The following is a 13,038-nucleotide window of genomic DNA, read 5'->3' on the forward strand; positions in this document are numbered from 1 at the left end:
TGCCCAATGCCCTGTTTGGCCAATGTCCTGTTTGGCCAATGCCCCATTTCCAATTACCCAAATTAAGGAATTATTCGTGTATTATTTTCCAGAACCTCCCTATTTTTTAATGTCGGCTGGACTGCTAGCAGGGATGGCCTCCGGTGTAGCATTTGAAGCAACTCTCAAACAATCCGTACAACAGTGGTCTAAAAATCGTTCTACTCGCACCCTGGCTAACCTGCCAAGGCTGCAATTGGTCATACCTTTTCTGGGAATGGCTGGCGGTATTTGCGTATTTTTAGCTTCTGGAATGGAGATTTTTGGCTTCCCAAAACTACTTTGTTATGCCCTAGCTTTGCCACTGACGCTACTCACAGGCTGGCTAGTTTGGACTCAGTTAGGTAAGCTTTTGATCGAGTTAGAACGCGGAGGTTCCCAAGCACTGGATTTAGATTCTTTTGAACAATGAAAGTTAACTATCAACCTCTTTTGTGAGAAGCAAGGGGGTTGATAGTGATCGAGGATTATCCTAATTTGATGCTTTTTGAACCGCAGAGAACGCAGAGGAAGAGAAAGAAGAAGATGACAGCTTAGGCAATAATTTGTGTATTTTTTTTTACAATCTAAAATCGAAAATCGAATGAGTATTTTAATTGTTACGGGCGCGGCGGGATTTATTGGATCTAACTTAGTAGAAACTCTTTTAAATCGAGGCGAGACGGTGATTGGTGTTGATGAGTTCAACGATTATTACGATCCGGATCTCAAGCGCAAAAATATTGCACGATTTGAAAAGTATCCGGGTTTTGAATTGGTGGAAGGCGATATTTTGTCTCTAAATTGGCGATCGCTTTTATCCGATGCTAAGGTAATATTTCATCAGGCGGCGCAAGCAGGAGTTCGTGCTAGCTGGGGCGACGGTTTTCGCAGCTATACCGATCGCAATATTAACAGCACTCAAGTATTGTTAGAAGCGGCAAAAGATGCGCCCAGATTGAAAAAGTTTGTCTATGCTTCTTCTTCTTCAATTTACGGCAATGCTGAATCTTTTCCCACGAATGAAAACGCTTGTCCCCAGCCAGTTTCTCCCTACGGAATTACGAAATTAGCTGGTGAACGTTTGTGCGGACTTTATTACAAAAATTTTGGTCTTCCGACTACTTCGCTGCGCTATTTTACCGTTTACGGGCCCAGACAGCGCCCCGATATGGCTTTTCACAAGTTTTTTAAGTCGATTTTGTTTGACGAGGCGATTTCAATTTTCGGCGACGGATTGCAAACGCGGGATTTTACGTTTATCAGCGATTGCGTGGCGGCGAATTTAGCGGCGGCTGAGGTTGCGGAAGCTGCGGGGGAAGTTTTTAATATTGGTGGGGGAAGTCGGGTAGTTTTAAAAGAAGTTATTGATACAATACAAAGGATTGTCGATCGACCTATTCGGATAGATTTTACCGAAGCTGCGAGGGGAGACGCGCGGCACACTAGCGCGGATGTGTCTAAAGCCCAGAAAATCTTAGGTTATCAGCCGCAGGTTGCTTTAGAAGAAGGTTTAAGGCGCGAATGGGAGTGGATTCAGTCTGTGTACGGTTAGAGTACAGTTAGATGCTATCTATCTATCTATCCCAGAAATTCCGCAACTTAAATTGAAGATTGTTAATTTTTTGAATTACCCAACTTTTGAGGTTTCTCTGTCAGCGAAATGCTGCGATTATACCATTAATTTTTAGAAAAAATCGCAGTTTTTGTGATTAGTAATGGCTTCGATAATTTTATTCAAAACTTTTTTAGAATCAGTCATTGTACTGAGCCAATAACTGCCTGAATGTTGCCGATGATAATAACTTAAATTACTCACCGCATACAAGCTGCCGCCACTTTTCAACCACAAATAATTGAAAGCGGCGACATCGGAAGCTTGCACGCAAATATCTTGATTATCCTCGGCACAATCCAGGTATTTCTGTACATTGACGAAGTAGTTGCCATCATTAATAAAATTGCGAAATAATTTAGGGTTGGGATTATTTAGAATTAATTCTCGTGCTTTTTCAAGATTGATTTCTGTCTCAGAATATAATTTAAAATTAAAGTAGGGATTGGCGGATGTCGGACAGTAAATTAGCTTAGGATTCCATGCAGTTATGTGGTAGAGTCGATCGACATAAGTTTCGCTCAACGCATTGTCAGAGTCAAGAATAATTGCCCACTCATTTTTGCAGTGGGAAATAGCCATAATTTTGCTTTTATACGCACCAAAATTTTTCTCACCTCGGCGGATAGAAATCTTAGGTGACAAGTTTGCTATATTTGCTTGCATCCTAGAAAACTCTTCGGGAGAGGAAGCATCATCGTAAATAATAATATCATCAATACGATCGTCATACAAAGCATTGCACAATGCACCTACAACCAAACTAGAACGGTTAAAATGCGTAATAGCTAGAGATATTTTACTTCTGTTAGCCACAGACGGACGCCGAATTGAAATTAAGCGAACGCCTAGAAGGCTTGTCCGCAAGTCCATCATAATTTTGTAATACTCTTGGTAAACTTTATTTTCGAGTTGTAAACTGCGAATTTTTCTGCCAGCTTTTCGCAAAATATTCATTTCTGTATTTGCCAATCTATACCTAAAGTTGATATTTTTTTGCCTGACAAAGGTTTTGGCATTTCTGTATCCGCGCACTAGCAAACTTGGGGATTTGAGTTTGGGGCATTTTTCCGGCGACTTCAAATAGCGGTAGTGCAGAAATACATCTCGGTAGGGAATTTCAACATCTTCACCAGCACACAATTGATTAATTTTTGCAGCCGAAATACTCATGTAATGCAAATAAGTAAGTCGCCGTCCTTTATCATATAAAACATTATCTATCACATCAAATTGAGAAGACCAATGATTTCCCGTTACCTGTTCGGGTTGAGCATATGCAAAGTTGTAAAAAGAGATTTTGCTGCGGGCGACTAAATAGTTAAGTAAAGATTGGTCAGATGCACTCAAACACATAGTTTCCGCTTCTCCTGATGTTAAGTTATCTAACAGTTGGACTGAATTTTCTCTATTAAATATTTCTTTTTTGGAAGCAAACAAACCTGTACAAAAAGTATGAGAGGGCAGTTGGTCAATATTGAAAATATGTGGCAATTTATCTGAGGATAAGTCAAATACATAGTTGAGGTCTGATTTGTATTGAAAATCGTTGGCTACCCAATCAACTCGATCGAGTTTTTGATAAATATAATCCAGACAACCCATTAACAGAGTGTCCGCGTCAAAATATACAAATTTGTCAAAAGGCCCGTCAAAACAGCATAATTTCCGATGCCTGGTCAAACAGTGAACTGATTTCAAACCTTTAGCTTGCCAAACTTTTTGAGCTTTGGCGTGAGATGTCCAAGCTTGAGTTGCAAAGTCTTCCCAGAAATGAATTGAATCGGTGTTGTCAAAGAGGGTGACATTAGGACGAATTGCAATTTCTCCTCGCACTTTTTTCAGTCTATCATCATAGGGAATGATACAAACGGGAATATCTTTTGCCCCATTGACTTCGAGACTGTTTAACAAAGCGACTAAGTGGTCGAAAACCACATCGTTTGCTAGAATATAAATACCATTTGTCATAATTTTTAAGTTTTTTAAATCCTTTACCAAATATTCCGCTAGGGTGTGTTGGGCACTGGGGATCATCTCGGCTTTATCGAAATTATCGAAGATCAAAACAGCGCCCAATGCACCGAAATTCTCGCCCAAGGTGCGTTGGCTCCTGGCAGATATCTCGGCTTTATCAAATATTATAACAGCGCCCAACACACCATACAATATCGCATATTATAACAGCGCTCAACACACCATGCAAAGAGCGAAATATTTTTTGCACTAAATTTGGTGGTTCCTCATTGAGATAACGATAATGTTTCCACAGTTTCCAATAAGGACTACCGGATTTAATTGGTATTCCAGCCCAGTGAATATATTTTAACCTTTTGCCTTTGTCATAAAGAACATAATCTATTTCTTGAAAATGCTTGGAACCAGCCCAGCTTCCTGGTTCGGTTGCTGAATCTTTAACAAGATTGCAGCGCTTGGGAATCAGCTTAAGAATGATATAATTTAGTATAGGTTGGTCTGTGACATTTTGAGTAAAGTCAAAATATTCTCGATGCTGCGAACATTCTCGCAAAATCTCATACATTTGTGATTCTGTAATAGTTCCTTTTCTTGATGCCCAAAAACCGCTGTTGAATACATCTTGAAGCTGGGAGTCGGTAAAGATATTCTGTTGTTGTACAGCAGGTGAAAATACATTTCGCAGTTTTTCGCTGAGGTGGTGGTAGTCGCAGCAAAAAAAGTCTACTTCTGATAGTTTGTTTAAGTTGGCTGCGATGTCTTCAAAGACGATGATATCGGTATCGATGTACAGAAATTCGTCGAGGGGGCCAAACCAGGTGGCGAGTTTTCGCATTTTGTTGGGGAGGGCTAAAAAGTTGCGATCGAACATTTGGCCAATTTCTCTGGTAAACTGTTCCACAAACTCCAGATTGGGGAACAATCGCACCCCGTGAAGACGGCTGAGTGCGGCTGCGACTTGCTGATAATTGTCGTCGAAGGGAATCAGAAAAACAGGTACTTGACAATTGTACAGACGTATGCTGTTTAAAAGGGCGATCGCACTTTCGATCACCTTATCATTCGCAACAATATAAATACCGCGATTCATAAACTTATCCTCAACCTTCTCAATACCCTGGTTAACAAATTCGCCCCAGAAACCTCAGTATAAGACTTTGGCGCTTGGGCAAAAACCGGGCGCTTGGAGGGTTCGCGGAGATAGCGGTAATGCAGGAACAAATCGCGATAGGGAAACTCAATATTTTCGCCCGCACAAACTCTCCGAATTAAATCCGGCGGCACACCAATATAATGAATGTAAGTAAGTCGGTTTCCCTTGTCGTACAAAATCTGATCTTGCTCTTCAAAATGTTTGGAAGTGACACTGCATCCCGTTTTTTCGCCATCCGGGAGACTGTAAGCAAAATTATAGCTATTCATCCCCGTTTTCATCACCATATAATTGAGCAACGGCTGTTCTCCCGCACCTTCATAGAGAATTTCCGCCTCGCCAGATTGCAGTTGAGCTAACAGCCATTCCCTAGTATTTTGATCAAACAATCCTTGCTTGCTAGCGTAAAATCCCGAACAAAATATTTCCGAGTCTATCCGATTTTGATCAAAAACTTCGAGAAGTTTTGGTGACTGAATATTGTAGACTTTAGTTGGATCGCGAAATTGAAAATCATAAACTACAAAATCCGATTCCTCTAACTTCTGAAAAACCGCATCAAGGGAATTCATCACCAAAGTATCGGCATCCATGTAGATAAACTTGTCAAACGGGCCGTCGAAAGCGCAAAAGCGCCGATGTGCGCCGTAAAGCCGAAATTTTTTGCGGTTCAAACGCTCTGGTGCGGCTGCTTGCATGAAGTTGTCCCATCGCTGAATAGATGCGCTATCTTCATAAATAAAGACGTTGGGACGGTTAACAATTTCAGCTTTGATTTGCTCTATTTGGTCGTCGAAAGGATAAATACAGACGGGAATATTTGAGCCTAAGATAACTTCAATACTGTTGAGTAAGGCAATTAGTTGGTCGTAAACTGTATCGTTGCCAAGCGTGCAAATTCCATTCATATTTAGTGAATAAATTGTGGTAGGGTGCGTCGCGTGTCGCATATTTGTAAGTAGCGAGAATTGTTTGTAGCGACGCACCCTACAAGGGCTGACCGCCTGTGCGTCTACAACTATCAAAGAAACCGGGTTTTTTGCTGTTTCTGTCTGCTGTAACCAAGTATCCTCGCAAAAAAACCGGTTTCTGACCCGTGCGTAAGTCGTATAATTAAAACACGATCGTCCAACCTTCGCGCTGTGCTTGTTGCTCAGTGTACGACACGCCGTCAACTTTCAAACCTTCTTGATTTAGCAGCGTAATCAAGCCACCTTTTTTACTCAGTTGCACGTTTGGTGGCAAGGTAACGACCAGAGAAGCACCAGCAGCAACCGTACCGGAAAGCCTATGCTTGTTTTTTAACTTATCTGCGATCGACCATCCAGTCAAATCGATTGCATCCGGTGAAGCATTCAGCAGTGTTACGGTTTCCTTCCCAGCAGCTTCACCCACAGGACTTACTAACGCCGCCACAATTCTGACAATATAGTCAGGTTCAACTGTAGCTGCTTCGACAGATTTGACAGCAGGTTTGCCGATAATGGGTGAGGGTAGAGTGTCGATGCGGTGTCCCAAATCGTCGTCAGAATGCCAAGTTTGCGATTGAAACTTCAGGAAAATGCCTATCCAGCGGTTCTCTGACGGGAAGTGTAGCAGCATTGCGCCGTCTTGCCAAACGCCGTTATCTTTGGCAAACTTGCCGGCATTCCCCTGATTCATGTGGATGTCGTGAATGCCGTTACCGGGCAAAAAGCCGAAGATTTTGTCTTTGATTCTTTCCGGCCCCCATTTCTCGCCGAAAGCATAGATATGAGCTGATTCATCCGACATTGCCCGCTGCACGTATTTGTCAATTTTCTCGTTTAAGTCATTATCCGCACCAGGTACATCGAAGGGTAGAGGTATCATTTTAGTGCGATCGAACAAATTACCGCGAATAAAATCAAGTGCCAAACCACCGGGCTTTCTCTTCAGTTCCTTGAAGCCCAAAGGCAAATCTGCCAAATCTGCCAAAATGGGATAAGAGAAATTTTCATCAACCAAATACTCTAATTCCGACGGTTCTAGCTTCGATTTGACGTTGATAGCAATTCGGTAGTCTGTATCTTCCGAAACTAAGTGAACTTGGTAATGAGCATTAGACGTAATCGCCAAACGCCGTCCCACAGGACGACCTTTTAAAACACCGTAATTCTTTAAAGCCACAAGCTTCTCCTCGGTACTTCAAAATATACAACATAATCTACAGGAGCGATCGTACTGGCCAGTCAAGCCGCCCCTTCATCTTGTCACCCCTCCCCCCAAAAACTTCTCATAGAAATCGGGATTTTTGCTTTTACGAATCATTAAAATTTATTTCCTGAGATACAAACTTAGACAGCCAATTGAGCAAGTTCAATTCGTGGAGAATGATTTGTCTGGCTTCGGCAATTTTATCCCTGGCTTCATGCCAATAATCCGCAGTAGCTACAACCTCTTTAATAAATTCTACTCCTTTCTCATCCAGACTGGGCAGCCGCAGAAAACTCCCTGCCGGCAACAACTTATCGGCCGCCGAACCGCCGTAATAAATCGGCAAACACCAAGCTAACAAAGCATCCCAAAGCTTCTCGCTGACATACCAATCGTTTTCTGCATAATTTTCAATAGCTAAGTTGTAATAGTATGGTGCGACGGCGTGCCATTTATTGTTCATAGTGCCATTCCCGCGCGCCCAAGTTGGCAAGTTTCGCCCGTAAAGGTCAAAATCCAATTCTTGCGATCGCAGGAATTTGATAAAATCTAATCGGCGTCGGTGATTGGCGGTGCGGCTAACACCTGAAGTAATCCAAGAACAGGATTTAGTTTTCGGCGGCGCAGGCATTTCATCTAGTTCTCGAAACGAGTTAGAGTGATACCAAATCGCGGGCATATAATCGGGTTTTGGTGCGAACTCGTCGGGCCCGGAAACGTAACCGCAATAAAGTTTGGCTTGTTCGTAGTTGGCTTTGGTAATTTCAATAACTTCGGGTAATGGTGGCTCGCGTATCAGGTAAATTATGCGTTCATTGGGGACACCGCGCAATTTTTCTTGAATTTCGTTTTCTGGGTTTTGATGCCTGTAGCGACGTATTTTATCAACCCAGGATTGCTTTTTGGGCGGTTGGGGAAAGTCGAATTGATACATCAGTAAAAAGTCGGGTTTTGGGTGGTTGGCGAGCATTTGAATGTTTCCCCATTTGCCGAAGTTGTGCGGGGTTTGTTGCCACAGCCAGTCGCTTTGGTTCATGCCTGGGTAGGTGGTGATTGTGCCGATGATTTTTGGGTTCATATCTAATAATAAATCTGGTTTTTGCGTGTGGGCGGGGCGGGTTTATGAGATTATTAATTTTAGGCGATGATTGTTGGTAAAACTCGCCCCGGAGGATTTGAAAATTATCGGATGAGGATTAATGAATGATTTGCGATCGCACTTGCTGATCCACATAACTTAAAATTCTCTCTATCCTATTTTCCCAGGAAAATTGCTTGACAAAATCCATTGTTTCTGCATAGCCTTCGCTTTTCCTCGGATATTTAGTTAAACAATCTCGAATGCTTTGCGCGAAATGGTGCGGGTGATCGGGTTCGCACCAAGTTGCTGCTATATTTCCAGATTTAAATTCCATTAAAGATCCAATCTCCGTCGCTACAATCGGAGTTCCCGATGCCATGTAATCAAAGAATTTTAAAGGAGATGTGAACGTCGCAGCCTCTGTCAAACAGTGCGGGTGAGTCAAAACATCGGCTGCTTGCAGCAAGCTAGCTAGTTGATTTTGAGGCAGGTAGCCGAGAAATTTAATGTTGTTAACTTGCTTGGATTTGGCTAACTGCTGGTAGGCTGTTACTTGGGATGAATCACCGCCGGCGATCGCAAATTGAACCAGCGGCAATTCCTGAGCCACATCCACCAACATATCCACACCTTTAAACGGGTAAAGTCCGCCCGCATAAACTGCTAAATGCTGTCTCTCATCTTCTAATAATTGCTGTCGCCAATTCTGGGCAGCTTCTGTTTGTCTGGCGATAAACAAATGGTTAAAACCGTTGTGCAACGTAATTACTTTTTCCGGCGGCATCCCATTCAAAATCATGCTGTCTCGGACTGTATCGGCAACAGTTACGGAAATCTGAAACAGAGGATTGCGGACAATTTCTGATTCAAATTGCTTGTTTTCATGGTGATGCTGTTCGTAGATAGCGGGAATACCGTTTTTAACTGCTGCTTTGACAAAGTTCCAGTCGCGGGTGTGGACAATTTTAGTTGATTTAAGCAGGTGAATCGGTAAATAGTATTTTGATACTATTGTACTCGAACTCGTCCACTTGCTGTCCCAACGGTCGATCGGCCACGGCATCGGTAAATCTGCTACTTTTAATTTATCTTGAATATTGTAAATATTGGCAAGTTTGTCATCTGGTTTCCTGGGTTGAAAAGGAAAAAGCAAATCAACCGGATTCAAAGCACTCCAGCCTTTGCGGAGATATACCAAAACTGCTGGTAAACCGAGATTTGCTGCGGCATTTGCAGAGTGTGCAACTTGAACTAAGCTCGCTACATTGGGTTGCGGTAAGATATTTCTGGTAAAAAATACATAATATTTAGACATCGTAATTGGTAGTTGGTAATTGGTAATTGTTAACTCTGTAGACAGTGGACAACTGACAACTGACAACTGACTACTGCCAACTGACTACTTTTTAACAGCCTGACGCTTAATAGTATTTTCTATAAATTCTAAAGTAGTGAAAATATTAGCAGCAGAGTGAAATGATTCTCTGATTAACTCGTCTCTTTCTTCGGGAGAGTCTACCATTTCATCTACTAGCATTTTGAGGTAAGCTATCATGGGAGTCAGGCGAGTGCGAATTTCGTAAGAACCTCTAATGAGAGCTTCATCGCGAGCGGTTTCTTCGGCAAATTGCACTGAATACAAGCGAGTGTAGTAACCTCCTTTTGCTAGCAATTCTTCGTGGGAACCCATTTCTACTACTTGTCCGCGATCGATCACGGCGATTTTGTTGGCTTTTTGGACTGTGGAGAGGCGGTGGGCGATTACCAACGTTGTGCGATCGCAACTCAATTTCTCGATCGCCGCTTGCACGTACCTTTCCGAAACCGTATCCAGCGAACTCGTTGCCTCATCTAAAATTAAGATTTCCGGGTTTTGCAGTAGGGCTCTAGCAATTGAAATTCTCTGACGCTGCCCTCCCGATAATATCACCCCCCGATCGCCAATTTGAGTATCCAACCCCTCCGGCAACAGTTGGATAAACTCATAAGCATTCGCCCCCTTCGCCGCTTCCACAATTTCTTCCTCAGTCGCTTGGGGTCTAGCATAAGCAATATTTTCGCGCACTGAAGCATTAAACAAAAACGTATCTTGGCTAACAATACCCATCGCTTGTCTCAGACTTTTCAAGTCAAATTCGCGCAAATCCCTGCCATCGATCGAGATATTACCTTCAGTAGGATCGTAAAATCTCGGCAGTAAGTCTGCCAAAGTTGACTTACCAGAACCCGAAGTTCCTACCAAAGCCAAAGTAGTGCCATGAGGTAGAAATAAATCAATTCCTTGCAAAACTAAATTTTTGTGGTTAGGATAACTAAAAGATATTTTATTAAAATGAATTCCCGATCGCAAATGAGTGTAAGGCACAGAACCGTTCAGCATAAATGGCTTGTCCTCGCAGCTCAAAAAATCATTAACCACCTCTACACTAGCCGACGTATTAGCAAATTGACTGCGGCCGCTATTCAACTGTGAAATCAAAGGGATTAATCGAAACAGTACCAATAAATAGGTTAATAAAATTGTAGCAATAGACTCTATCTCATTCGCAAATATTGTGCGACCTATAAATACAATCAAAATTATAACTATCAAATTAACAACTTCGTTAATTGGGGCGATCGCGGCATAATTTACCTGAGCCTGAAAATCCGCTTGTTCTCGCCTTTGAATTAAATGCTTGATCCGCTGATACTCTCTTTCCTCGTTCCCCGTTGACTTGACCAGCCGAATCCCACTAATCGTTTCCAGTACCCTAACCGAATAATCTTTCGACATTTCAGAAAGCAGGTGGCCAAAATGCTTGGAACGGTTAATAATATATTGATTTGTCCAAGCAACTAACGACAGCAAAACTGTAGCTGTCACCGTCAGTTTCCACGAGATAGAAAGTAGCAAACCCACAAAAACCAAAACCGTGATTGAGGTAGTAAACATTCCGATGGCCGTACCAACTGCACTAGCAGTCCGACCAATCTCTCCGCCCAATCTATTAATTAAATCCCCGACTTTAGTTTTAGAGTAAAAATCTAAATCTACTTCTAACAACAAACGCAAACCTGCTTCTCGCAAATCAAAAGTCAGAGATCGCGTCAGAGAAGTAGCTACTAAAGTATTGATATAACTCGCAACATTTTTTAAAAAAATTGCCAGCACAATCGCCCCGGTCATCAACATTAAACGCTGATTTCCGGGCATTCCCTCAAAGGGATACATCAAAGTTTTAATTAGAGGTGGAGCACCACGCAGCTCGATAGTTTCCTCTAAAAAACTTAAAAGCACTGGTACAATCAGAGTAGTGCTGATACCGTTGAATAAAGCGCCAGAAAAGCCCAGCATCACAGTTAAGAAAATCCTGCCGGGATATCGTCTGGCAAATTTTAGGAGTAGCTTATTGGCAGACATGAAGCATTCCCAGCTAAACAGTACGGCATCTCAAAATATTCTTTAATAACAGCCAGCTTTTCTTCCTCCATTGAGTAGTTTTAAAATAACATTTACATACCTGCGATTATCTCTGAAAGTATCGGTTTCATTGCTTGAATACTATATTTTTTCACACATCTTTCCCGAGCTTTCATTCCTTGTAAATTAGCCGCTGTCAAATTTTGAAATATCCATTGAATTTTTTGTGAAATTTGAGCGGGAGAACTCGGATCGACTAAATAACCCGTTCCCCCTAAAATTGCTGGAATATCCCCCACTCGCGTAGACAAAACAGGCTTAGCCATTGCCATACCATCTGTCAGCTTGAGCGGAAACTGAGCCACGGCTGCGAGAGTTTCTCGCTGAGGAACAACGACAACATGAGCCGCCGCTACAACGGACGGCATCGTCTCCACTGGAAACCTTGGCAGTTTAATAATCCAACGCCCCCATTGTTTCACAAGTTTATCATCATAATCATCATAAGGACTGCCGCCGACGATCGCTAATTTTAAATCGGGATCATTTAACAGTTCGAGGGCCATCAAAACATCCTCCACGCCTTTATGAGGTCGCGGTGCCCCCGGAAACATCAGAACTCTATACCCGGACAAGCCGTAACGCTGTCTGCTCAATTCAGGATTGTATTTAGCAGGGTCGAACATTGCAGTATCCTTACCATTAGGCAAATATACACCACCAAAACGCTCTTTTAAAAACTCAGTATCAATGGTGACTGCATCAGCACGGTGAATTAGACTTTCCATCCACTTGAGATAGAGCGGATTATCTGGTTCTCTCAATTGACCGTTGTGTTTAAAAATATCTCGATAAAGTTGTTTAAAAGAGGGACGGTATTTCCATTCATCTCCGCCGTACCAGCTCAGTTCCCAGTCGTCTATATCTAAAATTATAAAGTGGCGATTCGCCAGTTTTTTTAGCAGTGATAACCCAAAGCTTGTAGGTTTAGGTTTGACTGCATAAATAATATCCCCATCTATTTTTTTCCAAAGTTTTTGAGCATCCATCAAAAACCCCGGATAATTTTTACCCGGTATCGCACATACCGGGATGTCTCTGGGAGGAGTAGCGTACAATTCCTTGCCAAACTGAAATCCAACAACTTCTACATCACATTTAAGCTCTATCAAGACTTGAGCTAATAAAAAAGCACGAATTGCACCTCCTCCTGACAAATCGCTCACTACTAATGAAACTTTCACTGAGTATTTTGTTTAAAACATTTTTTTAATTTTCCTGCTTAACCGAGCTTTTGTCAAGGCGATGCGGACTCACGCACTCCCGACCAAAGCAACCGGGTTTTTAACCAGGGCAAAGGGCAGCAACGCGTCTTTTGGTAAAAACAAACCAGTGATGCACCCAAGACTGTTATTCCAGCCAGCAATAATTCTTCTAGGTAAATTTTCGGGTATGTTGAGGCTAATTTTTTTTTATTTTGGGCTGAATTTTGTTGTTTTTGATGCAGTTTGCCAACAAACTTTAATTATTTTAAACGCCAGGGATTGTTAAGTTGATTTGGTAAAAATATTGTAGCCGTGCGATCGACTATTCTAGTAAAGAGCGATCGCGTCACG

The 13,038-nt window shown here is 42.2% G+C and carries 10 protein-coding genes; 2 read left to right on the forward strand and 8 right to left on the reverse strand.

The window, feature by feature from the left end; translation table 11 throughout:
- Window positions 1-76: 76 nt before the first annotated feature.
- Window positions 77-451, forward strand: a complete 375-nt coding sequence (locus QUA34_RS25140) for a hypothetical protein (RefSeq protein WP_333084848.1) — start codon at window positions 77-79, stop codon at window positions 449-451.
- A gap of 171 nt (window positions 452-622) precedes the next feature.
- On the forward strand, window positions 623-1,573 hold the full coding sequence (locus tag QUA34_RS25145; RefSeq protein ID WP_333389811.1) for an NAD-dependent epimerase/dehydratase family protein: 951 nt from the start codon (window positions 623-625) through the stop codon (window positions 1,571-1,573).
- Between the two features lie 132 nt (window positions 1,574-1,705).
- Here QUA34_RS25145 and QUA34_RS25150 read toward each other — a convergent pair whose 3' ends face one another.
- The 8 genes from QUA34_RS25150 to QUA34_RS25185 all read right to left on the reverse strand — a co-directional run bounded on the left by QUA34_RS25150 (window position 1,706) and on the right by QUA34_RS25185 (window position 12,666).
- A complete protein-coding gene (locus QUA34_RS25150) occupies window positions 1,706-3,604 on the reverse strand; it encodes an Npun_R2821/Npun_R2822 family protein (RefSeq protein WP_333389813.1) in 1,899 nt (632 codons plus the stop codon).
- A 163-nt stretch (window positions 3,605-3,767) separates the two neighbouring features.
- Entirely contained in the window at window positions 3,768-4,700 is a 933-nt protein-coding gene (locus QUA34_RS25155; RefSeq protein ID WP_333389815.1) for an Npun_R2821/Npun_R2822 family protein, read from the reverse strand.
- Window positions 4,697-5,671: an Npun_R2821/Npun_R2822 family protein gene (locus tag QUA34_RS25160; RefSeq protein WP_333389817.1), complete on the reverse strand. Its 975-nt coding sequence runs from the start codon at window positions 5,669-5,671 to the stop codon at window positions 4,697-4,699. Before QUA34_RS25160 ends, QUA34_RS25155 begins: the two co-directional genes overlap by 4 nt.
- Window positions 5,672-5,876: 205 nt before the next feature.
- Entirely contained in the window at window positions 5,877-6,911 is a 1,035-nt protein-coding gene (locus tag QUA34_RS25165; RefSeq protein ID WP_333389818.1) for a DUF2278 family protein, read from the reverse strand.
- Window positions 6,912-7,041: 130 nt separating this feature from the next.
- Window positions 7,042-8,016, reverse strand: coding sequence for a glycosyltransferase family 10 domain-containing protein (locus tag QUA34_RS25170; protein ID WP_333389820.1), 975 nt, complete (start codon window positions 8,014-8,016; stop codon window positions 7,042-7,044).
- 118 nt (window positions 8,017-8,134) lie between these two features.
- Window positions 8,135-9,334: a glycosyltransferase family 4 protein gene (locus QUA34_RS25175; RefSeq protein WP_333389822.1), complete on the reverse strand. Its 1,200-nt coding sequence runs from the start codon at window positions 9,332-9,334 to the stop codon at window positions 8,135-8,137.
- A gap of 84 nt (window positions 9,335-9,418) precedes the next feature.
- Window positions 9,419-11,422, reverse strand: coding sequence for an ABC transporter ATP-binding protein (locus QUA34_RS25180; protein ID WP_333326284.1), 2,004 nt, complete (start codon window positions 11,420-11,422; stop codon window positions 9,419-9,421).
- A 92-nt stretch (window positions 11,423-11,514) separates the two neighbouring features.
- Complete coding sequence (locus tag QUA34_RS25185; protein ID WP_333326282.1) at window positions 11,515-12,666, reverse strand: glycosyltransferase family 4 protein; 1,152 nt, start codon at window positions 12,664-12,666, stop codon at window positions 11,515-11,517.
- Window positions 12,667-13,038: the final 372 nt, after the last annotated feature.

This window comes from Microcoleus sp. POL10_C6 (assembly GCF_036701585.1).
GTDB lineage: Bacteria > Cyanobacteriota > Cyanobacteriia > Cyanobacteriales > Microcoleaceae > Microcoleus.

Bases quoted from the DNA above. Each gene is read 5' to 3' on its own strand.
- QUA34_RS25145 (WP_333389811.1), top strand. From the start codon at position 623: ATGAGTATTTTAATTGTTACGGGCGCGGCGGGATTTATTGGATCTAAC.
- QUA34_RS25180 (WP_333326284.1), bottom strand. From the start codon at position 11,422: ATGTCTGCCAATAAGCTACTCCTAAAATTTGCCAGACGATATCCCGGC.
- QUA34_RS25155 (WP_333389815.1), bottom strand. From the start codon at position 4,700: ATGAATCGCGGTATTTATATTGTTGCGAATGATAAGGTGATCGAAAGT.
- QUA34_RS25170 (WP_333389820.1), bottom strand. From the start codon at position 8,016: ATGAACCCAAAAATCATCGGCACAATCACCACCTACCCAGGCATGAAC.
- QUA34_RS25175 (WP_333389822.1), bottom strand. From the start codon at position 9,334: ATGTCTAAATATTATGTATTTTTTACCAGAAATATCTTACCGCAACCC.
- QUA34_RS25160 (WP_333389817.1), bottom strand. From the start codon at position 5,671: ATGAATGGAATTTGCACGCTTGGCAACGATACAGTTTACGACCAACTA.
- QUA34_RS25150 (WP_333389813.1), bottom strand. From the start codon at position 3,604: ATGACAAATGGTATTTATATTCTAGCAAACGATGTGGTTTTCGACCAC.